The organism is Micrococcaceae bacterium Sec5.1, assembly GCA_039636795.1.
Taxonomy (GTDB): domain Bacteria; phylum Actinomycetota; class Actinomycetes; order Actinomycetales; family Micrococcaceae; genus Arthrobacter.
On sequence record CP143430.1, the window covers coordinates 2,704,579 to 2,726,407 of the forward strand.

Sequence of the window (21,829 nt, forward strand, 5' to 3'; positions counted from 1 at the left end):
TGGTGGTGGTTGAGGGCTGTCCGCAACCACCACCATTCGTTCTTACTTGATCAGAGTGATTTGATTTCGGCGCTGGCGCGTTCGAGGGCTTCCTTGGCTGTCAGGTTTCCTACGAAGGCTTCTGAGCAGTAGTTGCCGATGATGGTCAGTTTTTCGTCGAGCTGTTCTACCTTGGGCAACCAGCTGATGCCTTCATCGCTGAGGTTCTTGGCCTTGTCCAGGGATTCAAGCATTGCAGGGTACGTGACCTTCTCCTGGTCGGTCTGGGGGTTGGCCAGGGTGCTGGTCCGGGTCGGAACCCCGCCGTTGTGGGTGTATTCCGCGGCCTTGGCCTTGGAGGTCATGTAGGTGATGAAGGCCCAGGCAGCGTCAGCGTTCTTGGCCTTCGACGCCAGGCTGAGGCCCCATCCGGCAAGTGCTCCGAACTGGCCCTTTGGTCCCGAGGGCGGCGGAACGAAAGCGACTTTGTCGGCGACAACTGACGAGTCGGGGTTCAGGATCGTCGGGGCGATGGCTGTAGCGTCAAACCACATGGCCGAATGTCCCGAGGTGAAGGCTGAGAGGGCTTCTTCGTGCGTGTAGCTTCCCACGTCCTTGGGCATGGTCTTGAGCAGGTCGAGGTAGTACTGGAGAGCCTCGACGTTCTCGGGAGAGGCAATTTGGTCCGCCCCCGTCTTTGGATCCCAGAAGCCCGTGCTGAACTGGTACATCAAGGTGAGCAAGCCGGACGCGAAATGGATGCCCTTCTGTGCCCGCATGGACGTTCCGTACAGCCCGTCTTCCTTGCCATTGAAGAACTGTGCCAGTTCCAGGTATTCCTTCATGGTGGTTGGTGGTTTCTTGCCGTACTTGTCAAAGAGGTCCTTGCGGTACCCAATGAAGCGGGTTTCGCCGGCGATCTGGACCCCATATGACTTGCCGTCAACTTCCTGCAAGCCTTCACTGTAGGCCGGAAGGATGTCTTTGTAGTCGAAGAAATCCGGGGCGCTGTTCAACCGCTGACTGACGTCTGCGACTATGCCGCGTTCAGCGAAACTGGACATCCAGAACCCGTCCACCATGACGGCGTCGTAAGCGGCGTTGCCGCTCTGGTAATCCAGTTCGATCTTCTGCTTGAGGCTGTTCTGGTCAACGATGTCCCACCGGACGTCAATGCCCGTCAACGCTGTGAAGTCGGCAGTCATTGCCTGCATTGCAGCAGTACTTGGGTGTGTTTGGGCTGCGATGGTGATGGACGTACCGTTGTACTTTTCCTTCACGCTCGTCGCCCAGTCCTGCACGCCGGGGTCCTGGGTGGCGCCCGACGTCGTGCCGCCCCCGGTAGTGCTGCAGCCGGCGAGCAGCAGAGCCGTGACGCCGACTGCGAGCAGCCGTTGCCTGTTGCGCTTCATGGTTGTTCCTTAGGTCTTGTTGGGAGTGGGTGGTGAAGAGATGCCTTGCGTGGACGATCTGCGGTGCACCGGATTCCGGTGAACCCTCGATCGCGACAAGGACCTCGTTGACCGGCAGATGGCGGCGGCTCGAAGGTCCCGGGGAGTATGCGGGGGACTGGCGCTGTTGTCCTTTGCTGGGGGAGATGCATCAGCTGACAGGGGCGGGAGCCAGGAGGCTTTCGCGGGTTGTAAGGGAAACGCTCTCGCCGCTCTCCAGCGAACGGTGGACCGCTTCGATGGCGTGGGTGACGATGAGTCCCTGTGTTGCTGTGGGCACGGTGGTGACCGTGCCGCGGACGAAGTCGATGAATTCGTTAACCATGTCAATGGGTACGCCCCCAATGCGGCTGGCACGCTCGGTGACGCCCCATTGAGGCCATGAAACCCGGTCCTGGGAGTAATGGGTGATGCCCTGGTTGGAGACATCGATGTGGAAGGCATCCGTGCTGGTCTGCACTTCGTAGCGGAAATCGTACACCGCAGGTGCGGTTTGGGGCAGGATCCACGATGAGTGCAGGACGGCTGTGGAATCGTCGTCCATGACGAACGTTGCGCTGATGCAGTCCCATGTGTCCACGTCAAGGGCGGGCAGCACACGTTTCACTCCGACGGCATGGACCGAAACCGGTCGCGCACCGCTGAGCCACATGGCCAGGTCCAGGGAGTGGGGCATGAGGAACCATGCCGGGGAACTCTTGGCAGCCCAGGAGAGCATCTTCGTCGGAACGAAGATGGTGTCGTTCAGGCTGATGATCTGGTTCAGGACACTGCCACTGTCCTGGGTCTTCAAAAGCTCCCGCACGGCGGAGAACCGCGGGTTCCAGCGGTTTTCGAAACCGACCATGATCCTGGCCCCGCCTGCCGCTGCGGCCTCGATGATGGCCTCTGCATCAGCTGTGGAAGTGGCCAGCGGTTTTTCGATCATCAAATCCAAGCCGGCGGCGGCGCAGGCGATCGCTGCTTCTTTATGGGCGAAGTCCGGGGTGGCGACTACCGCAGCCGTGAGCTCAGGATGGGCGATGAGCATCTCGTCCACGGAGGGGTAGCCGGGGACGCCGTGTTTGGAGGCAACAGTATCCCGTGCGTGTGGGCTTGGATCACAGACCGCAATCAGTTGACCCAGGGGGTTCTCCCGGATTGCCCGGGCAAAGAGCCCGCCACGGATTCCTCCACCCACTATCCCGACATTTGCCGTTTTCAAACTGGTCATTAGCGTCAGATCCTTCAATAGGGAGCGGAGCCCGTCATTGGTACCCGAGAACGAGTGACTTCAGTCACTAGGGTTTGTATGAGTGCCCAGCATACATACTTCATGTAAGGTGTGTCCATACATATCTTTTGGAGTTCAGCTGGCTTGAAGGAGAATCTCGTCGTGGACGTTCAAGACAAGCCCCCGTTTACCGCCTCGCCGTCCAAGAGCGGCCCGGTGGAGTCGAGGCGGCTGATTACTGCATCCCGTATCGGTGAAGCTAATCGTGCACGAGTGCTGCAGGTTCTTCACACGGACGGCCCTGCCAGCCGGGCACAGTTGGCACGCGCGCTGAACGTGAACCGCGCAACCATTGCTTCGATTCTGCAGCCCCTGATTGATGACGGTGCTTTAGTTGAGGGCGAGCCCGTGTCTGCAGCGGTGACCGGTGGAAAGCCAGCCCGGCCGTTATGGTTCAGCCATCACGGGCCACTCCTGGGCGGAGTGCGTATTTCCCCGGACGGAGTGACGGTTGCGCTCATGGGAATAGACGGCAAAATCCGCGTTCAGGCTTCGCGTGCCTACGGACGGGACGCTTCGGGCGAGGCCATTATGGAGGCCATTGAGGAGTCCGCCGATGAGTGTTTTGTCGGGCGGAAAATCATCGGCATCGGTGTGGGTGCTGCGGGTATGGTCAATGCCACCACAGGCACCATCATCTCCATGCACCTCACCCCAGGACTGAACGGGCTGCAGGTCGGTACACGGCTTCAGGAGCGGTACGGAGTTCCCGTCCTGGTGGATCACCACCCGAGAGTCCAGGCCCTGGGGGACCGCTGGTTTGGCCTCGGCCGGCATGTGCAGGACTTTGCCTCCGTCTATACGGGGGAGGCATTGGGCTTCGGGATCGTCTACCAGGGAGCAATAGTCCGCGGCAGGGACGGTGCGGGTGGTGAATCCGGCCATACCACCGTGCAGCTCGACGGCGCTCCATGTCGGTGCGGGCGCCAAGGGTGCTGGGAAACCGTGGCTACCCTCGGTTGGCTCCGGGAACGGGCAGCCGAGCTCCAACTACCGCAGGCGGAATCGATGGATTCCGCTGCGCTGGTGGCATTGTCGGCTGAGGGAAATGCCGCCGCAGCGGACTTGATGGATCTCTATGCACGCAACCTTGCCGTTGGAATGGCCAACAACGAAGAAGTACTCGGCTCGGGGACCTACATCATGCATGGTGATGTGTGCGGAGGTGGAGAGCCAATGCGCGCAGCCATTCAAGCCTGGATGATCAAGCTTCCCCTTGACCGTGGGCAGCCCGCCACCGTGGTCTTTGCCGACGCTCAGGATCCTATGACCCTGCTCGGAGGCGGTGGCCTCATCCTTGCCTCAACGTTCTCGATAACCGTTTAGCCATCCGGTGCTCCCCGGAACTTCGCATGGGTTAAGCGATGAACAACCAAGGTCCAAAGTTTGTGAGCCGGGGTGCGCTCAGGCGAAGTCAGGGAGGTTCAACGTATGGGCAGTACGGTCGCGTTTGGCGGCAAGGTAGCGGTGGTTGGTAGAGGACAGGTGGACTCCCGTAGGCACCTGCTCCGTCACCTGGATCCCGAGGGCTCCCAATTGAGCTGTCTTGTCAGGATTGTTGGTCAGCAGTCGGATGCTGTCGGCGCCAAGGGCGGTCAGCATCTGGGCCGCTGCTGTGTAGTCGCGCTCGTCTTCACCATGGCCAAGAGCCAGATTGGCTTCGTAGGTGTCCAGGCCGGCGTCTTGGAGGGCGTAGGCATCCAGCTTTGAGTACAGGCCTATTCCGCGGCCCTCCTGCCGAAGGTAAAGCAGGAATCCGCCTGCTGCGGCGATCTGTTCCACGCCTTCTCGCAGTTGGGGCCCGCAGTCACAGCGCTCAGATCCGAACACGTCTCCCGTCAGGCATTCGCTATGTAGCCGGACGAGTGGTGCCGGGTCCGTATGGCGCAGCAGTGCCTGCTCCCACTCGCCCAGGGCAAGCAGCAGATGCTCCTTCCCATCGGCCAGTCCGTTGAAGGTCAGCACTTCGGCTGTTGCTCTAAAGCCGTCGGGGAACTGCAGGGGCACAGTGACCTGGCTTCGGACCGCCGCTCGAGAAAGGGCGGCGGCCATTCCGTGCGCTTTGATGGTCGCGGATACAACAGTCATCTCAGATCCTCAGGCATTCAGTAGGCGGGCATCAGATTTTTACTTCACGTATGAAGCAAACGTTAGGGCTATTTAGTTCACAACGCAAGTGAATGACGTCAAAATAAAGTTCATGCGTGAAGTTTTCTAGGCTATGCTTGGGCTCATGGAAGATTCTTCGGGACCTCGGTGGCTAAATGACGAGGAGCGACAGGCCTGGCTCGCATTCGTTGGCGTGCTGATGCGGCTGCCCCCTGCCCTGGATGCTCAACTGCAGCGCGACGCAGGGCTCAGCCACTTTGAGTACACGGTTCTCGCTGGGCTCTCTGAGGCCCCTGACAGGACCCGTCGTATGAGCGACTTGGCTGGCTTTGCGGAGGCTGGGCTCCCGCGCCTGTCCCAGGTGGTTGCCCGTCTTGAAAAGCGCGGTTGGGTGCTCCGCTCACCCGACCCCACCGACGGCCGCACTACTCTGGCAACCCTGACCGAAGAAGGGTGGGAAAAAATCGCCAGCTCAGCCCCCGGTCATGTAGAGGCTGTCCGAAGCCTCGTCTTCGATCCTCTCACTAAGACGCAGTCACGCCAGCTGAGCGAAATCTGCCAACGCATCATGCGCACCATCGACCCTGACGATCGATGCCTCCGTGACATCGACTGATTCGCGATCGTGTCCATGATCCTTAACCCTCATCCACTCAACGCGGCAACCGCCAACGCAGCCGGAGGATGATAGATAGGGCAACGTATCCGCCGTCGCGGAGGTTAGTCACGAGTCAACGCGTGCTCTGGCCTGAGAGGGAAAGCAGGCGTAGCGTCGGTCGAAGAATTGGCATTGACGGCAGCAACACGACCCGCTGGATCAGGGCGGGCGATTCAGATTTGTGAGGGCCTGAGATGGCTGGCTGGAATGCGGACACGGCGGCGGGGCCTCTGGGAGCCGGGACGATTACCCTGCTCGAGGGGTCCTCGTTCTGCATCTCTTTGCAGAGCGGGGACATGCAGCCGGAACATCCACACGGTCTTTTTGTCAGGGACACACGCATTTTGTCCTGCTGGCAGCTCACGATTAACGGTTACCCCCTTGAGCCGTTGGCGGCGGAGATGAAGGAGCCGTACCGAGCGCTGTTTGCAACGCGGGTTCCCCGCTCTGACGGGTATGCGGACAGCCCGCTGATTGTGGAGCGGCTGCGGGAAGTTGGAGTGGGCATACAAGAACATGTGCGCATCGGAAATTACTCACTGGACCGCGTCGATTGTGTTGTCTCACTGAGAGTTGAGGCGGATTTCGCAGATCTGTTCGAGGTGAAGGAGGCGCGGATCCAGCGGCGCTGGGATCAGACCCGCCAATCTGACGGGGACACACTAACCATCCAGGCTGTTTGGCAAGATGTCCGGAAGGGCGTTGTTGTCCAGGCTCCTGGAGCGGACATTGGTCAAGAGACGCTCACATACCGGGTCTCGGTCCCGCCGCACGGCGAGTGGAGCACTACCTTGACAGTGACTCCGATGGCCGAGGGGACCAATCCTGAAGCTATGTTTGTCCATCCTGATGAGGACGGCCTATCCCCTCGTGACCTGCGTCGGCAGAAATGGGTGGCAAAGATTCCCGTAGTGCAGATGGGAAACCTCTCTATCGAGCGAATTGGCCGCCGGAGCTACGACGACTTGGGTTCCCTTCGCATAGAGGATCCGAACCATCCTGACCGTGTCGTGGTGGCCGCGGGCGCACCCTGGTTTATGACGCTGTTTGGCCGCGATTCACTGTGGGCATCCGAGATGTCGATGCCGGTGGATCCGTCGTTGGCATTGGGCACACTCCAAACGCTGGCAGAACGGCAAGGAACAGTGGTGGATCCTTTGAGCGAGGAGGAGCCAGGCAAGATCCTCCACGAAGTCCGGCTTGACGTTTCCAGCGGTTTGTCCCTGGGTGGAAAATCCGTCTACTACGGGAGTGTCGACGCAACGCCCCTGTTTTTGGTGGTCTTGGGGTCCGTCGGTCGCTGGGGCTTCGCGAAAGAAACCATCGCCGATCTCCTTCCGCATGCAGATCGGGCGCTGGCTTGGATCAGGGATTACGGCGACAAGGACGGTGATGGATTCGTTGAGTACGAGCGACTCAATCCCAACGGGCTCGTCAACCAAGGCTGGAAGGACTCTTGGGATGGCATCAATTTCGCTGACGGAGCCTTGGCCGTACCCCCTATCGCTCTCTGCGAGGTGCAGGCCTACGTCTACGTTGCGTATCTCTCGCGTGCATGGATGGCCTACCAAGCGGGAGACGGTCCCTTGGGAAACGAGTTGGCCATTCGTGCCAGCCAGTTGAAGGAACAGTTCAATGAGCAGTTCTGGATGCCGGATCGGGGCTACTATGCGGTGGCCTTGGACCGCGACAAGCGTCAAGTCGATGCCTGCGCTTCCAACATGGGCCACTGCCTTTGGGCCGGACTCGTGGACGAGGACAAGGCCCCACTGGTTGCTGAAAGGCTGATGTCCCCGGAAATGTTCAGCGGCTGGGGAGTGCGGACTTTGGCTAGCGACATGTGCGCTTACAACCCGGCAAGCTATCACAACGGTTCGGTGTGGCCGCATGACAATGCGATCATTGCCGCCGGCCTGCTGCGCTACGGATTCGTTGAGGAAGCGCAGCGTATCGCCACTGCCCTGCTCGAGGCGGCCGAGCTTTCCGATGGCCGATTGCCAGAGCTGTTCTGCGGCTTCAGCCGGGAACGCTACGCGCGGCCCGTGCCCTATCCCACGGCCTGTACCCCGCAGGCTTGGGCAGCGACCACACCCATCTTCCTGGTGACCAGCCTGCTGGGATTTGATGCCGATGCGTCCCAGGGCGGTTTCTGGATGGATCCTGTGCTCCCGAAGTCCTATGGTGACCTGCATGTCAGGAACGCACCCATGGCCGCTGGCCGGATCAGTCTCGACATCGAGGATTCAATACCCTCAGTCCACGAAATGCCTGAAGGTATGGTCTTCCACCGCGGCCGCAGGCCGTGGCTGGCAGAACTCGTCCGGCAAGCTGGCCGCGAGAAATGGCCTAACACCCACAACGCTCCGCCGGAATAAGCCGCTGATCGGCAATCACGTCCCCCTGGCCCGTCAGGCGAAGGCTCAGCGGGTACTTCGAACAGCGCAAACGCGACCTTCATGACAGCTCGTCAGAGTGCTGCCGGACTATCGTGAACGTTTCGTATTGGATGGATCACGTATTAGAGTCATCGTATGGCGATTAGAAGCGAGCAGAGTCAAAGAGCGATCCTCGACGCCACCATGGCGTTGCTTGATGACAGAAAACCTGGTGCCTTGACCGTCCAAAAGCTATCGATTGAGCGTGTCGCCCGGGAGGCGGGCGTAAGCAAGACAACGATTTACAGGTGGTGGCCCAGCAAGGCTGCGGTCGTGATTGACACCTTCCTCGACAACCACATCGCGCGTACTCCCATACTGGAGGATGTTCCGGCGATCGAGGCACTCAAAGAGCATCTTGGCTCACTGGCTGAGGTTTATGGCGGCCGGGAGGGCCACCTCGTCGCCCAGCTGATCGCGGAGTGCCAGTACGATCCGGCTGCCATGGCCGAGTTCAAGGACCGATTCTGGAATCACCGTTTGGAAGCCGCGCTTGCCCTCATTGAGCGGGCGGTCCAGGAGGGGTCGATCAGGAGTGACATACCTGCCATGGTTGTGACTGAACTTCTCTACTCGCCAATCTATTTTCGGTTGTTGCTTCACACTGGACCACTAGACCGAAAGATGACGGACCAGACGCTAAGGGCAGTGCTGGAAGGCGTCCGCGCATAGCTGGATAAGGAACAAACACAGGAAGGGATTGGCGCTGACAGCGTCAATCCCTTCCTCTTTGCCTGCCCGGGAGCCCGCGCCCGAAGGCGTAAATCACGCCAGCCCTCGCCAGCTGCATCTGGGATAGCCCGGCCGGGTTTGGCAGACAGGCCCGCCCTTGAGGCATTGTCAATACGATACGAACCGTATATATTCGGGCTGGGGCGTCGCGCTGCATCGGCCCGGCGGGTTTTACGTCACCCATTTCCGTGAACAAAGGAGTTCCACGTGACTTATCCGAATCAACTTGGCAAACCATCGAATCAAGGTCCTGAGCCGAACCCGCCCGGCATCCAGGTTCGTGTGGGCGCGACCCTTACCGCAGCCTTTGCCGCACCGTTCGTCTCCTCGATTGCGAACGTCATACCCGGATCACTGAACGGTGTTCTGCAGCAGCACTTTCACGCCCACGCTTCGCAGCTCACGTGGATCACCGCAGCATTCCTGATTCCGGTTGTCGTCTTCGAGCTAACCTTCGGAGCCATCGGTGACATCTTTGGGCGAAAGAGGCTCATGTATCTGGGGTCGCTGCTCCTTCTGGCTGGAAGCGTAGCCTCGGTGTTGGCTCCGACGGTTGAAGTGATGTGGCTTGGCGCTGCACTGAACGGCCTGGGTGCGGGCGCGTTGTATCCGACGTCGTTGGCGATGGTGGCCGCCGTCGTGCACACACCAGTCCAGCGGACCCGAGCCATCGCGGCCTGGGCAGGATTTCTCTCCCTTGGCGGTGCCATCTGTCCCATCATTGCCGGGGCGTTCGCAAACGCGGGCTGGTGGCAGGGCGGCTATGTGCTGATCGCGGTCGGCGCAGTGATTACGCTTGCTTTGGTTATCCGGGCAACGGATTCGTCGGCGCCTATGGGCCGAAAGCTGGATCTTCCCGGACAGGTGACGTTTGCTGTGGGCCTGACCGTGGCCCTTTGGGCGACAGTGCAGGGATCCGAGGTCGGCTGGAGCCAACCGGAGATCATCATCGGCTACCTCGTCGCGGCTGTCCTGCTGGCCTCATTCATCATCATCGAATTGCGAACACCTTCGCCGCTGCTGCACCTGGGCATGTTCAGGATTCGTTCATTCTCGATTGTTGGCATGGTGACTGTGATCGGTACCTTTGGATTTCTCGTTTATTGTTTCTCCACCAGCGTTTGGCTTGGCGTGCTGCAGCACCAGAATGCGGTCTACATCGGGGTCATTTGGCTCGTGATGCAGGGCCCGTCCTTCGTCTTCGCCCCGGTCGTTGGCAGGCTCCTGCACTCCGTCAGTCCACGGTGGCTTCTCAGTCTCGGGTTCGCGTTGATCGCCGTTGGTGCCTTTATCGCGGGCGGATTTGACCCGCACGACTTTGACTGGACGAAGTTCTTCCTTCCAGGGGCGTTCATCGGTATTGGCTGGGCCCTGACCATCGCGTCGATTTCGGAGGTATCTGTGAACACCGTGCCGAAGTCCCTTGCCGGGATGGGCAGCGCTACGACGAACCTTGTTCGCGATCTCGGTTTCGCGCTCGGCCCCGTCATTGGCAGTGCGATCGCTTTCGGGACGGCCAACAGCCAGCTGATTCCTGCCTTGGGCGCGCTAAACCTCCCGGCGGAGCAGGCAGGCCCGGTTCTGGGTATCGCCCAGGCCGGTGGAGCAATTGCCGTCAATAGTGTTCCCACCCTCCCAGCTGGTGCGCACGAGGTTGCCCTGACAGTATTGGGCAGTGGATTCCAATTGGCCTTCCTGATCGGTGCGATCGCTGCCGCTGTTGCAGCGGTCGTCACACTCGTCGGCCTCGCTGGCATGGACAACCAACCGGCGGTCGAAGAGGTTACAGCCCAGGACCTGGAGCCTCTGGCCGATCCCGTCTGACCTTACTTCCCAAGGCGTCTCGTCGGTCGCCCACGGCGGGTTTGCGTTTACCGTCGCTGCCACCGCGAGCACGTACCCGGATGAGGCAGGTGTTGAATCTGACTGTCATAAAGGGTGCGGGAAGCCTGAAGCCAGGATGCTGTTTGGCTCGAGATTTGCCCGGGATATCGACTTCCCCGATGATGACGACCGCGACGACCAGCCGACGACGGCGGCGAACTCCCGCCGTCGTCGGCTGCAAGGTCCTCTGGAACCTTCTTGAGATGTGGACGGAAAGGGGGCTACCTTGCGGGAAAGACTGTTCGTGAACCAGAGACTGAACTCCGCTACGCCGAATGCAAGTCAGCTAGCGCTCTTGCGTTCCAGGATGTTGACCATTTGCCTGAAACCTTCAGCATGCGTCTGGCTGAGTTCGAGCGCGACCGGCTGTGGGCAGGAGGAGAACTTCGCAATAACAGTGTCGCTGACAGGGTCAATCCAGATGAATTGGCCGTGGATCCCGGCAGCGTAGACCGTGCCTCGCGGATCTCCGGGGACCCACCATTGGTTTCGGTATGAGCCGTTGGGGTGGACTTGCTGGTAGGCCGTTCCCCGGGCCAGTTGCGGGTCTCCGCCACGCATCGTGTCCTTGATCCACCATGATGGGACGATTGTTTGCCCGTTGGCTTTTCCCTCGTCAAGCATTAGCTGTCCGATTTTTGCCATGTCCCGTGCGGTGCAGGCGATTCCTCCGTTCGCAAAGGCGAACCCCCCGGAATCGGTGGTAATGAGTGCATCATCGCTGGTCCCAAGCCGGGACCATAGTTCGTCCGAGAGGACTTCGGCGTATCGCTTTCCGGTGACGTTCTCAATGACCCATGCGAGCACGTCTGTACTGGCCGAGCAGTACTGGAATGATCTGCCGTGGTCGCCGGCAGGTTGGAGCCGCGTGAGGAATTCGTAGGTGTCCCTTGAATCTGTCTCGAGCTTTGGACGCCAGCCGGCGACCCTGTCCTGCTGCTGGACTTCAGCGTCCGCATCCAGGTAATCCTCGCTGTAGCGAACTGCCGCGGTCATATCGAGCACTTGGCGGACAGTCGCGTTTCCGTAGGCGCTTTCCTTCAGCGCCGGCACGTAGTGGCGGACACTCTGTTGGGTATCTATGAGTTCCTGGCCTACCAGGATGCCCATGGTGAGCGCGCAGATGGATTTGGAAACAGACATCAGGACGTGCCGGTCGTGCGACTGGAAAGCGCCAAAGTAGCGTTCCATGACCACGTTCCCGTGCTGGAGGACCACGATGGCATCTGTGTGCGTGGATTCCAGGAACTGGTCAACACTGCGCCACTTCTCTGCGTGTTCCGTGGTGACTGGAGCGATTCCAGTAGGCGGCTGGGATGAGCTGTCCCGACGGATCGTTGCGGTGGTGATGAGTTCATTAATGTGAGCGAAGCCCCAGCGGTTGAATGGACTTTCCTGCCAGTTGTCCAGGGTGACGTTCCCGTTGAAGTCCTGGCCTGTGTAGCGGTCGATCTTACCGGGATTCGTAAGGAGGAAACCACTTGCTGTTGTCTCTGGCATGTTCTAGTCGCTGCCTTGCGTGTTAAGGGTGTGGGCGTTTGCAATCTCTGGTTGGCCATGCCCTGGGGCTGCCTCGAGGAGTTTGCGGGTGTAGTCGTGCTGTGGGTTGGTGAAGATCCGCTCGGCTGGTCCGCTTTCTACGATCTTTCCGGTCTTCATGACCGCAACGTCATCGCTAAGGTAGCGGACGACGTCGAGATCATGAGAGATCAGCAGATACGTCAGCCCTTTTTGTTGCTGCAAGTCCCGGAGCAGGTTCAAAATCTGGGCCTGGACGGAAACATCAAGAGCGCTGGTGGGTTCATCCAGGATCAGGAGACGGGGCGAGGTGGCCAGAGCGCGTGCTATGCCGACGCGTTGGCATTGTCCTCCGGAGAGTTGGTGTGGGAGCCTATGTGCGTGTTCGGCTCCCAGCCCGACCTCGTCAAGCAGATTGTTTACTCTTGCTTGGAGGGTCTGCCCCTTCAGGGAAGTGTGGGTCCGTAGTGGCTCTGCCACTGAAGCCCCGATGGTCATGCGTGGGTTCAAGGCCGCCACGGGATTCTGCAGTACTATCCCCATTCGCGAACGGACAGCGCGCAGTGCCTTGGGTGCGAGCATGCCGAGGTCTTGTCCTTCAAAGATGGCCCGCCCGGATGTTGTCCGCATTAGCTGCATGGCGCAGCGGGCCAGGGTACTTTTGCCAGAGCCGGATTCTCCGACCAGGCCGTAGACGGTACCTTCCTGGATGTTGAGGGAGACGTCGTCGACTGCGGTGAAGACTCTTCTATGGTGCGGGAACGTTTTGACGATGTTTTCGAGGGTGAGAACGTTGGTCATAGTTCGGCTTCCTGGAGGCAGGCGACTGCCTGGTGTGGTCCTGTCTCGGTGAGGAGCGGGTCGGTGAGGGAGCAGTCGGTGACTGCATGCAAGCAACGGTTTCTGAAGGCGCACCCGGTGAGGGAGAGGAGGTTTCCCGGCACTGTTCCAGGGATGGCATTCAGTCGCTGGCCGTGGGTTCGCCCTGCTGGGAGGGCGCCCAGAAGGCCGCGGGTGTAGGGGTGGCGTGGGTTGTTCATGACCGCTTCGACAGTTCCGGTTTCGATCACCCTGCCTGCGTAGAGGACCGCAACCCGGTCACATACATCGCGAATGATGCCAAGGTTATGGCTGATGAGCAGCACACCGAACCCAAACTTGTGCCGGAGTTCGTCAATCAGGACCAAAATTTGCCGGGCGACAGTGACGTCCAGGGCCGTCGTCGGCTCATCCAGTATCAACAGCCGGGGCTGGCGCAGCAGAGCCATGGCAATCATGGCCCGCTGCAGCATCCCGCCGGACAATTGATGCGGATAACTGCGGTAGACACGTTCGGGGTCGGGAAGGCCGACCAGGCTCAGGTGTCGTATGATTTCAACTTTGCCTTCGGGCCTTGAGATCTGTCGGTGCCGGCTCAGGACATCGCTGAGTTGGCGGCCAAGCGTGAAGACGGGGTTGAAGGCAGTTCCGGGGTTTTGGAACACGATGGCCACTGGCCCGCCTGGTTCCGAGGAGGCGTGTAAGGGATCATTGCTGATGCTCACTTGCCCCGTGCGCCGTGCACCGCGGGGAAGGATCCCCAAGGCTGCAAGTCCTGTGAGGGACTTACCGCAGCCCGTTTCACCTACCAGGCCGAGGATTTCACCCGCGGAAACATCAAGGTCGATCCCGCGGACGGGGCGGTTGGTAACCTTCCCCCGGTCGGTGAATTCGACGTTTAGGTCGCGGATGCTAAGTACGTGTGTCATCGCTTTACCTGCCTGGGGTCAAGGAGGTCGCGCAGCGAATCTCCGAGGAGGTTGAATCCCAGGACGGCCACAAAGATGGCCAGCCCCGGAAAGGTGGCTATCCACCAGGAGCTGAATATAAGTCCTCGTCCTTCGGCGACCATCAGGCCCCAGTCGGGCAAGGGCGGCTGCGTTCCAAGACCGATGAATGCCAGGGATCCGGCGGCCAGGATCACAGTACCGATGTCAACGGTTGCTTGGACGAGGATGGGCGTCATGCAGTTGCGAAGTATGTGGCGGCTGATGATGAGCAGTTGCGGAATGCCCATGGCGCGGGCTGCTTCGACGTAGGAGCGTTCCCGAAGGGATTTTGCTTCCGCTCGCACAAGGCGCGCATACCAGGGCCACCAGCTGATGGCCAAGGCGATGCCGGCGTTGGTCAGGCTGGGCCCAAGAATCGCAACGGTCACCATCGCCAGGAGCAGAGGCGGGAAGGCCTGGAAGATCTCGGTCACACGCATCAAGGCTTCGTCAAGCCAGCCACCGCAATACCCGGCGACAGCGCCGAGGGGAATGCCGATGAGGGCAGCGGCCGCGACAACGACGGAAGATATGGTGAGCGCCGGGTTCGCGCCCATGATGATGCGGCTGAGAACGTCACGACCGAGTTGATCGGTGCCTAGCCAGTTTAAGGCGTTGGGGGCGAGGTTTCGGGCGGAGGCATTGGTCGCACCCATTCCCTGATCAGGGAAAGGTGCCAGCCATTGCCCGAAAACAGCCAGGATTACGAGAAGGATAATGATCATGGCGCCGACGGCGGCCAAACGGTCACGGCCCAGCGTCTGTTTGAGTAGCTTGATCGGTGTGAGGGTTCGCTGTTCTCCGGTCGTTCCGGAAAGGCTAGGGGCGGCGATTTGGGTGGTGGGGCTCATGACATGCTCACTCTGGGGTCGATTCGGGATTGCAGGATGTCCACCAGAAGGTTGGCCAGCAGGTAGGCTGTGGCGCCCATGAGTGTAATTGCCATGATGGCCGGGTAGTCCACTGCAAGCATGGAGGATGTAGCGAACTGCCCGATCCCTGGCCAGTTGAAGACAGCTTCGACGAAGAAGGTTCCGGTCAGGGCGTAGGCTGCAGCCATTCCGGCGATAGACAGGACGGGTGGCAGAGCATTTTTCAGGGCGACGCGCCACCGGATGGCGGACTCCCTTAGACCGTAGGCCCGGGCGGTGAAGATGTAATCCTGGTTCATGACATCGAGCATGGCGGCCCTTGTCATTCGTGCAACGAGTCCGAGAGGGTATGCGGCCAGGGTGAGGGCCGGCAGGATCATGTGCTGCAACCCGTCGGTGAAGGCCACGCCGTTGCCGGTGATCATGCTGTCTAACAGGGGAAGACCGGTCACGTGACTAATGGGGTTGGAGTATTTGATGGAGTTGCTGAATTGCCCCGTTGCTGGAAGTATTCCCAGCCCCCCAACGAACAGGAGTTGAAGGAGCAGTCCGAGCCAGAAGGCCGGCACTGAAATCCCTCCGATAGAGAGGAAACGGATTGCTCCGTCGAGGAATCCGCCGGGGCGGCGGGAGGCCACCACGCCAAGGATGATCCCCGCCATAACAGCCAGGACTATGGCAAACCCGATGAGTTCCAATGTGGCCGGAAGGCGGGTGAACAGCTCGTCCAATACGGGGCGTTTTGTGGCAAGAGAATGCCCCCAGTCACCGGTGACCAGGTTCCTCAAGTATTCGAAGTACTGAATGAATATGGGACGATCAAAACCCAGCTCTTGGCGGACCCGGTCAAGCTCGGCCGGTGGGGCCTTTGGACCGGCATAAATGACGGCAGGGTCGCTGGGAACGATACGGGATAGTACGAAGACGATCGCTGTGAGCACGGCGAGAACCAGCACCGATGTGATGAGCCGTCTGAGGACGAAGCGCAACATGGTTCTCCTTATCTTGGTGATGGAATGAAGGTCAGGACAGGGGAGACGCGGCCCGGTTCAACGAGCCCGGGCCGCGTCTCTGAAGGGACAGCTAGGCAGAGGGTTTGATGGATGCAAAGAACACTGTGAAGGGATAATTTTCGTTGAACTGGGAAATGTTCAGTCCAACGGGAACGACGGAGACGGCGCGGGCATCGTAGAGGAACGCAGCAGGTGCCTCCTTATAAAGGAGCTGCATGGCTTCCTCATAGAGGTCCTGGGCTGCAGACCTGTCCGTTCCTGTCAGTGTTGCCGCCTTATCCACCAATGCGTCGTACTCGGGGGATTTCCAGTAGCTCAAGTTGAAGGACGGCTTTTCGCTGGAATGGAACAGTGTGGTGAGGTTGTCACTGCCGGCGTCGCTGTAGGTCGGCCAGTAATACAGCACAAAAATGTCCTGAGCTGTTGCGGGATCGGCCTTGGCGGCATCCCACTGCTGATTGAACAACTGGGCCTTGACGTCCACTTCCACACCGATTTTGGCGAACGCATCCTTGATCAGTGGCACAAAGCGGGCTTCCGCAGGGTTTTCGGAGGCATAGCTAAGAGTGAGCTTCAGGCCGTCGGCATGGCCAGCTGAGGCCAACAGTTGCTTGGCCTTTTCCAAGTCTTGGGAGTACTGCAGGACATCCTCGCTGTACGGGAATATGCCCTTGGGAGCAGGGCCGTGGGACTGCGTACCGTAGCCCTGCCCTCCGATGTCGATGATCTCCTTGTACGGAATTGCGTAGCTGAGCGCGCGGCGGACCTCCGGGTCATTCAGCGGTGCGCGGCTGGTGTTAAACATGGCCAGGAAGTTGAAGGGTGAGTTGAAGTCTTTCACCGTGAACTTCGGATCGTTAGCCAGCGTCTTGGCGTTTTCCACGGGGATGCTGGTCGCATAATCGACCTCTCCTGCGGTCAACATTTGCTGGGCCGTCACCGCATCCGGAGTGATGGAGATGTCCACAACGTCGAAATGCGGGGCCTCTTCTTTGTTCCAGTGGGCATCGAACCTTTTCAGCGCGACCTCAGAGCCGGGTTTGTAGGAGTCGATGGTGTAAGGTCCGGAGCCCGCGTCAATTCCGGCATCAAAGTACTTCTCGTCCTTAGCCGATGCCGCCAGGGCTTTGGGGGAAACGATCCAGGCGCCATAGGTGGAGGAAGCTACGAGGTCCATCGGGGCAGCGTATTTAAGATTGATAGCCACAGTTGAGTCGTCAGGGGTTTCTATGCTCTCCACCGGGGCCCAGATGAAGGATGCTGCTGCCCGCTCCCTTGCGGCGTCAATGCTGGCCTTGACAGCTGCAGAATTGACGGGCTCGCCGTCGTGGAAGGTTGCGCCTGAACGGATCTTAAAGGTCCATGCCTTTCCGTCCTCACTGGCGCTCCAAGACTCGGCGATGGCCGGCTTGAATTCTTCGGCGGAGCCTTCAGGGTTCTTCCATAGCAGGGGCTCATAGACGTTTCCCATGTACAGCGCCTCGGTTGAAAAGGAACGCACGGGATCCCATGTGGTTATGGCAGCAGACGCGGCGACCGTGAACACATCCGGCTTTGAAGGTGCATCCGGAGAGGGAGTGCAGCCCGCTGAGCTTAAGGCAAGAACCACCGTGGCGGCCGCAGCGAACACGGTCCGAGCCGGGGTTGGAAATGAGAGTGCCAAGAGAGACTCCTTGAAGAAGGGGGGAAGTGTGACGAGTCTAACTAGGCGACACTATGCCTGGGAAATGCCTATGATGGGTAGAACCAATACCTTGGAGGCATAGGTGGACTTAAGGCACCTGACATATTTCCTGAGCATCGTTGATGAAGGATCCATCAATGCTGCGTCACGCTCGTTGATGGTGGCCCAACCATCTTTATCCCGGCAGCTTCGTTCGTTGGAGAAGGACCTCGGGCTGACCCTCTTCGATAGATCAGCAGCAAAATTGTCACTGACCGCTGCGGGCACTGCATTTCTGCCCATCGCCAAGGATCTGGTCACTCGCGCCGCCCAGGCCAAATCATCCGCACGTGCAATGGCCGGGGGATCAGTGCAACGGCTGACGATAGCGGCAGCCTCTGCCACCATCGCCGACATCATCGCCCCCTTCATTGTTTCGCAGGGGCCAGATGGAGTCCTTACCAATGTTGTCGAGGCAACCCCTGAGTTTGTCTACGATGCGTTGCAAGAAGGTAAGGCTGACTTTGCGCTGGGAACAAAGCCACCGCCATCCGAGCTTGAATCAGTTGTAGTGGGGAGGGCGTTCCTTTGGGCGCAGTGCAACGCCGAACACCCACTTGCCGGGCGGGAGAAAATCAGCCTCCAGGAACTCGTGCAATGGCCGCTCATAACCATGACAACCGATTTTGGTGTCCGCACAATGTTCGATGATGCTGTTAGCGCCGAGAGTCTCACGTATAAAGCCGAATTTGAAGTACGCTCCGCCCGGGTCGGCCAAGCGCTGGCGGCCGCAGGCAAAGGCATCTGTGTGCTCTCGGATGATCCGGGTTTTGGAGTGCATGCCATGCCCATAACTCATCGCGGAAAGGATCTGGTGTTCACGCTCTTCGGCGTGTGGAATCCGCTGCACTTCGCCACACCTGCGATAGGGGAGTGCCTGAACAACCTTTCACGTTTCACATCGGACCTGTATCCGGCCGCTCGAACATAGAAGGGACCTCACTCCCTTGTCTTGGTTTTCACCATGGTCCTCGCGTAGCTGATCAGAAACTCGTACTCGTCTTCCGGTGTCAGGTCACCGAGGAGCACGTCCATTACAAGGCCGTCCTCGAGGGCTACGAAGCTCCGGGCCAGGAATCCGGCGGGCGCCGACAGGGTGAAAGTATCCTCCTGCGCGCCTCGTTCCAGGATCCCCTTGTAGAGGTTCGTTTGGCGTTCCACGAACGCCATCTGCTGTCGGGCAGCTGCTTCGTTGCGCAGATAAACCGGGATCAGTTCCACGAGGATTCGGGATGCTGTTTCGCTTTCCCCTGGCCAAGGTACGCCGGAATGGACGCAGGCCCTGAGCTGCGCTTCAGGTCCGCTCTCAGCTTGGATGCGAGCCTCCCTCCGGTCACAGTACTCCGTAACGCCTTGATGGAAGACTTCGCTGAAGAGCTCGTCAACGTCGCGGTAGTAATACAGCACTGCAGCTGGGGTGACACCGGCTTCGTTTGCAATGTCGGAAAGGCGGGCCGCTGATGAGCCCCTGTCCAGGAGGACTCGTCCAGCCGCTGCTACGAGTTGATCCCTGCGTTCTGTCTGGTTCCGTGGTCTTGCCATGATCTCAATGCTTTCACACCGCGCTCAAGGTGAGCCTTGACACACCCAGGTTCCTTAATTAATCTTTAATTAATCTTTATTTAAGAAACTCGCTATACGCAAGGAAACCTCCCTGTCATGACTCGACTTCTCCCTCTCGCTCTTGTGCAATCACCTGCAGAGACGTTGACTGATTTTGCTGCTGGTCTCGAGCGGAAGGTCAAAGCACATGCGGTTGCCGACCTTTTCGTTTACCCGGAGCTGCACTTGAACACGGCAGACTCTCCGGGTCCTGAGGGCCGGCAGGCCTACATGGAAGCCTCGGCCGAACCTCTCGATGGCCTGCGCGGGCGCACTCTTTCCGAGCTTGCCGGAGACCTTGGAATCTGGCTTTTGCCGGGCAGCGTGCTCGAACGTGGCACGGACGGACGAATCTACAACACCGCCGTCGTGTACTCCCCGCAAGGAAAAGCTGTAGCCGCGTATCGGAAGATCTTTCCCTGGAAACCCTACGAGACCGTTTCTTCCGGCCAGGACTTCGTAGTCTTCGATATGACTGGTTACGGCCGCGTCGGCCTATCCATTTGCTACGACGCATGGTTCCCCGAGCACAGCAGGCATCTGGCGTGGATGGGCGCGGAACTCGTCCTTAACGTTGTCCAGACCCCGACCAATGACCGCGTGCAGGAAGTGGTCATCGGGCAAGCCAACGCAATCGTCAACCAAAATTTCGTTGCCAGTGTTAACGCGGCCGGTCCGCACGGGGTCGGACGCAGTTTTCTGGTTGACCCTGAAGGCCGCGTGCGGATCTCTGCGACCGGGCCTGAAGACGCCACCCTGGTGGATGTGATCGACCTGGACCAAGTAGGAAATGTACGTCAGTATGGCACTGCGGGCGTCACCCGCCCCTGGGACCAATTCGCTGAAAATGATGACAGCATTCCGTTGCCGCTCTACGCGGGTCAGCTGGATCCCCGCCTCTGGCGGCAAACCAACTCCCCATCAAACCTGACCAACCTCAGCACTGCCCCAGCCCAAGGAACCTCCCATGTCCGCTGAGAACATCAAACTCACCCCCAAACTATCCCTGCTATCGGTGGTCGTGTTCGGCTTGGCCTATATGGCGCCGGGCATCGTCATGACGATCTTCGGTGTGATCTCCTCCACCAGCGACGGAACAGCCCCGACAGCATTCGCCCTCGCCACTGCCGCCATGCTGCTGACGGCCCTCAGCTACGCAAAAATGGCAAAGATCTTTCCGAACTCAGGTTCGGCCTACGTGTATGCGCGCCGACTACTCGATTCCCGCGTCGGCTTCCTCGTCGGGTGGGCGATCCTCCTGGACTACCTCTTCCTTCCCACCGTGGCCTGGCTCTTCCAATCGTTCTACCTCGCAGCACAGTTTCCCGACATCCCCGTTTGGGCCTGGCTCGCCTTGAATGCAGGACTGACAACGATCATCAACGTCACGGGCATCGTGCTCACCGACCGTGTCAATAAGACGCTGACCCTCCTGGTGGTTACCCTCATCGGGATCTTCATCGCCTACTGCCTGGCCTACCTCGGTGGAAACCCGCCGTCCTCGTTCACGGACCCCTTCTGGAATAGTGCGACGACGGTAGGCGGCGTCGCCGCGGCTGCGGCCATCGCTGCCTACGCCTTCCTGGGATTCGACGCCGTCAGCACACTCAGCGAAGAAACCAAAGACGCCGAGCGCAATATTCCGCGGGCTATCCTCCTGACAGTCCTCGTCGGAGGAGTACTTTTTGCCGTTGTCTCCTACATCATGCAGCTCGTTCATCCCGGCGGGGACTTTGAAGAAGCAGCCACTGCGGCATATGCGATGCAGGTTCTCGTCGGAGGGCAGTTCTACGCCAACATCACCAACATGCTGTTTATCGTCGGCGGGTTCGCGTCGGGGCTCGCCATCCAGGCCAGCACCAGCCGGCTCCTCTACGTCATGGGCCGCGACGGAGTCCTGCCCCGCCGGCTCTTCGGGCGCCTTCACCCCCGAACCAGGACGCCTATCTTCAATCTGGTCCTCGTTGGTGCCGTGGCCATGCTGGCTCTGAACATCTCCTTGGAGGTCGCAACGTCCTTCATCAACTTCGGCGCCTTCCTGGCATTCACCACCGTGAACCTCTGCGTCGTCGCCTACTTCATCCGAAGCCGTCGGCAAGGAAAAGACCTTTCGATCATTGGCTTCATCGTCCTACCAATACTCGGGGCTGCCGTCGACATCTACCTTCTAACCCAGCTCAGTCCCATCGCCATCACCATCGGCGTCTGCTGGATCGGCCTGGGCGTGCTCTACCTCGCCTTCCTCACCAAAGGATTCCGCAAAGAACCACCAGAAATGCGGCTACAAGACCGTGAGGGTCAGCCGGGCGAACCCACTAACGTTCTGCCGCCAAAGGCGGACGACACACGGGCAGCCAGGCAGAAAGCAGCCCCGGTCCAGCCCACTGAAATCTAAACTCCCCGACAACTATAAGGACGGGCCGGGCACGGGTGCCCAGGCCTGTCCTTGCGTGGCATGCGAAATGACGACCAATCCAAGTCGACACAAAGAGCAAAGCAGGAGTCCAATGATCATTACGATCGAGGCCGGCCGCTACTTCCACATCACCGGCCAATCGACAACAGAAATCTCAGACAGTATCAACACGGCTGTAGAGATGGCCCGCGACCACTCGATGACAGAAGGATGGCAGGGCATTATTGTCACCCGCCACGGGCCTGACATGTACACGGTGAACCTGAGCTCTGATGTTCCCTATGGAGTAACGGTGGAACGGGATCTCACCAGCGGCAACCAGCCTAAGGACTGGGGACGTCAGGCAGCTATCTAGA

General features: G+C 59.6%; 19 protein-coding genes. 9 read left to right on the forward strand and 10 right to left on the reverse strand.

Features of this window, described 5'->3' with window-relative positions:
- Positions 1 to 50: 50 nt before the first annotated feature.
- Positions 51 to 1,391 carry a sugar ABC transporter substrate-binding protein gene (locus VUN82_12355; GenBank protein XAS74568.1) on the reverse strand — a complete coding sequence of 447 codons (1,341 nt, stop codon included), beginning with the start codon at positions 1,389 to 1,391 and terminating at the stop codon, positions 51 to 53.
- A gap of 190 nt (positions 1,392 to 1,581) precedes the next feature.
- Positions 1,582 to 2,643 carry a Gfo/Idh/MocA family oxidoreductase gene (locus tag VUN82_12360; GenBank protein XAS74569.1) on the reverse strand — a complete coding sequence of 354 codons (1,062 nt, stop codon included), beginning with the start codon at positions 2,641 to 2,643 and terminating at the stop codon, positions 1,582 to 1,584.
- Positions 2,644 to 2,805: 162 nt separating this feature from the next.
- On the opposite strand from VUN82_12360, the gene VUN82_12365 reads away from it, so the two are divergent.
- On the forward strand, positions 2,806 to 4,029 hold the full coding sequence (locus tag VUN82_12365) for an ROK family transcriptional regulator (GenBank protein ID XAS74570.1): 1,224 nt from the start codon (positions 2,806 to 2,808) through the stop codon (positions 4,027 to 4,029).
- Between the two features lie 78 nt (positions 4,030 to 4,107).
- Here VUN82_12365 and ribA read toward each other — a convergent pair whose 3' ends face one another.
- Positions 4,108 to 4,755: a GTP cyclohydrolase II gene (gene ribA, locus VUN82_12370; protein XAS74674.1), complete on the reverse strand. Its 648-nt coding sequence runs from the start codon at positions 4,753 to 4,755 to the stop codon at positions 4,108 to 4,110.
- Between the two features lie 181 nt (positions 4,756 to 4,936).
- On the opposite strand from ribA, the gene VUN82_12375 reads away from it, so the two are divergent.
- The 4 genes from VUN82_12375 (at position 4,937) to VUN82_12390 (ending at position 10,461) form a co-directional block, all read left to right on the forward strand.
- Positions 4,937 to 5,428 (forward strand): MarR family transcriptional regulator, encoded by a 492-nt coding sequence (locus VUN82_12375; GenBank protein ID XAS74571.1) that lies wholly within the window; start codon positions 4,937 to 4,939, stop codon positions 5,426 to 5,428.
- 236 nt (positions 5,429 to 5,664) lie between these two features.
- Positions 5,665 to 7,845 carry a glycogen debranching N-terminal domain-containing protein gene (locus VUN82_12380; protein ID XAS74572.1) on the forward strand — a complete coding sequence of 727 codons (2,181 nt, stop codon included), beginning with the start codon at positions 5,665 to 5,667 and terminating at the stop codon, positions 7,843 to 7,845.
- Positions 7,846 to 8,001: 156 nt separating this feature from the next.
- Complete coding sequence (locus tag VUN82_12385) at positions 8,002 to 8,577, forward strand: TetR/AcrR family transcriptional regulator (GenBank protein ID XAS74573.1); 576 nt, start codon at positions 8,002 to 8,004, stop codon at positions 8,575 to 8,577.
- 267 nt (positions 8,578 to 8,844) lie between these two features.
- Entirely contained in the window at positions 8,845 to 10,461 is a 1,617-nt protein-coding gene (locus VUN82_12390) for an MFS transporter (protein ID XAS74574.1), read from the forward strand.
- A gap of 342 nt (positions 10,462 to 10,803) precedes the next feature.
- Here the strand turns inward: VUN82_12390 and VUN82_12395 are convergent, their stop codons facing one another.
- The 6 genes from VUN82_12395 to VUN82_12420 form a co-directional block, all read right to left on the reverse strand.
- Positions 10,804 to 12,021 (reverse strand): serine hydrolase, encoded by a 1,218-nt coding sequence (locus VUN82_12395; GenBank protein ID XAS69927.1) that lies wholly within the window; start codon positions 12,019 to 12,021, stop codon positions 10,804 to 10,806.
- 3 nt (positions 12,022 to 12,024) lie between these two features.
- Positions 12,025 to 12,840 carry an ATP-binding cassette domain-containing protein gene (locus VUN82_12400; protein ID XAS69928.1) on the reverse strand — a complete coding sequence of 272 codons (816 nt, stop codon included), beginning with the start codon at positions 12,838 to 12,840 and terminating at the stop codon, positions 12,025 to 12,027.
- Positions 12,837 to 13,787 carry an ABC transporter ATP-binding protein gene (locus VUN82_12405; protein ID XAS69929.1) on the reverse strand — a complete coding sequence of 317 codons (951 nt, stop codon included), beginning with the start codon at positions 13,785 to 13,787 and terminating at the stop codon, positions 12,837 to 12,839. Before VUN82_12405 ends, VUN82_12400 begins: the two co-directional genes overlap by 4 nt.
- Positions 13,784 to 14,698, reverse strand: coding sequence for an ABC transporter permease (locus tag VUN82_12410; GenBank protein ID XAS69930.1), 915 nt, complete (start codon positions 14,696 to 14,698; stop codon positions 13,784 to 13,786). Before VUN82_12410 ends, VUN82_12405 begins: the two co-directional genes overlap by 4 nt.
- Positions 14,695 to 15,711 (reverse strand): ABC transporter permease, encoded by a 1,017-nt coding sequence (locus VUN82_12415; GenBank protein ID XAS69931.1) that lies wholly within the window; start codon positions 15,709 to 15,711, stop codon positions 14,695 to 14,697. Before VUN82_12415 ends, VUN82_12410 begins: the two co-directional genes overlap by 4 nt.
- A 91-nt stretch (positions 15,712 to 15,802) precedes the next feature.
- Entirely contained in the window at positions 15,803 to 17,395 is a 1,593-nt protein-coding gene (locus VUN82_12420) for an ABC transporter substrate-binding protein (GenBank protein ID XAS69932.1), read from the reverse strand.
- 103 nt (positions 17,396 to 17,498) lie between these two features.
- Here VUN82_12420 and VUN82_12425 point away from each other — a divergent pair, with 103 nt between their 5' ends.
- Positions 17,499 to 18,386, forward strand: a complete 888-nt coding sequence (locus tag VUN82_12425; GenBank protein XAS69933.1) for a LysR family transcriptional regulator — start codon at positions 17,499 to 17,501, stop codon at positions 18,384 to 18,386.
- A gap of 8 nt (positions 18,387 to 18,394) precedes the next feature.
- Here VUN82_12425 and VUN82_12430 read toward each other — a convergent pair whose 3' ends face one another.
- On the reverse strand, positions 18,395 to 18,997 hold the full coding sequence (locus VUN82_12430) for a TetR/AcrR family transcriptional regulator (GenBank protein ID XAS69934.1): 603 nt from the start codon (positions 18,995 to 18,997) through the stop codon (positions 18,395 to 18,397).
- 117 nt (positions 18,998 to 19,114) lie between these two features.
- Between VUN82_12430 and VUN82_12435 the strand changes: the two genes are divergently transcribed.
- The 3 genes from VUN82_12435 (at position 19,115) to VUN82_12445 (ending at position 21,828) form a co-directional block, all read left to right on the forward strand.
- Positions 19,115 to 20,035 (forward strand): carbon-nitrogen hydrolase family protein, encoded by a 921-nt coding sequence (locus VUN82_12435; protein XAS69935.1) that lies wholly within the window; start codon positions 19,115 to 19,117, stop codon positions 20,033 to 20,035.
- Positions 20,025 to 21,452 carry an APC family permease gene (locus VUN82_12440; GenBank protein ID XAS69936.1) on the forward strand — a complete coding sequence of 476 codons (1,428 nt, stop codon included), beginning with the start codon at positions 20,025 to 20,027 and terminating at the stop codon, positions 21,450 to 21,452. Before VUN82_12435 ends, VUN82_12440 begins: the two co-directional genes overlap by 11 nt.
- 112 nt (positions 21,453 to 21,564) lie before the next feature.
- Positions 21,565 to 21,828: a hypothetical protein gene (locus tag VUN82_12445; GenBank protein XAS69937.1), complete on the forward strand. Its 264-nt coding sequence runs from the start codon at positions 21,565 to 21,567 to the stop codon at positions 21,826 to 21,828.
- Position 21,829 lies beyond the last annotated feature (1 nt).

Excerpts from the sequence above, each read along its gene's own strand:
- VUN82_12385 (XAS74573.1), top strand. The coding sequence starts at position 8,002 with ATGGCGATTAGAAGCGAGCAGAGTCAAAGAGCGATCCTCGACGCCACC.
- VUN82_12415 (XAS69931.1), bottom strand. The coding sequence starts at position 15,711 with ATGTTGCGCTTCGTCCTCAGACGGCTCATCACATCGGTGCTGGTTCTC.
- VUN82_12435 (XAS69935.1), top strand. The coding sequence starts at position 19,115 with ATGACTCGACTTCTCCCTCTCGCTCTTGTGCAATCACCTGCAGAGACG.
- VUN82_12380 (XAS74572.1), top strand. The coding sequence starts at position 5,665 with ATGGCTGGCTGGAATGCGGACACGGCGGCGGGGCCTCTGGGAGCCGGG.
- VUN82_12395 (XAS69927.1), bottom strand. The coding sequence starts at position 12,021 with ATGCCAGAGACAACAGCAAGTGGTTTCCTCCTTACGAATCCCGGTAAG.
- VUN82_12445 (XAS69937.1), top strand. The coding sequence starts at position 21,565 with ATGATCATTACGATCGAGGCCGGCCGCTACTTCCACATCACCGGCCAA.
- VUN82_12405 (XAS69929.1), bottom strand. The coding sequence starts at position 13,787 with ATGACACACGTACTTAGCATCCGCGACCTAAACGTCGAATTCACCGAC.
- VUN82_12440 (XAS69936.1), top strand. The coding sequence starts at position 20,025 with ATGTCCGCTGAGAACATCAAACTCACCCCCAAACTATCCCTGCTATCG.
- VUN82_12400 (XAS69928.1), bottom strand. The coding sequence starts at position 12,840 with ATGACCAACGTTCTCACCCTCGAAAACATCGTCAAAACGTTCCCGCAC.
- VUN82_12410 (XAS69930.1), bottom strand. The coding sequence starts at position 14,698 with ATGAGCCCCACCACCCAAATCGCCGCCCCTAGCCTTTCCGGAACGACC.
- VUN82_12360 (XAS74569.1), bottom strand. The coding sequence starts at position 2,643 with ATGACCAGTTTGAAAACGGCAAATGTCGGGATAGTGGGTGGAGGAATC.
- VUN82_12355 (XAS74568.1), bottom strand. The coding sequence starts at position 1,391 with ATGAAGCGCAACAGGCAACGGCTGCTCGCAGTCGGCGTCACGGCTCTG.
- VUN82_12375 (XAS74571.1), top strand. The coding sequence starts at position 4,937 with ATGGAAGATTCTTCGGGACCTCGGTGGCTAAATGACGAGGAGCGACAG.
- VUN82_12430 (XAS69934.1), bottom strand. The coding sequence starts at position 18,997 with ATGGCAAGACCACGGAACCAGACAGAACGCAGGGATCAACTCGTAGCA.
- ribA (XAS74674.1), bottom strand. The coding sequence starts at position 4,755 with ATGGCCGCCGCCCTTTCTCGAGCGGCGGTCCGAAGCCAGGTCACTGTG.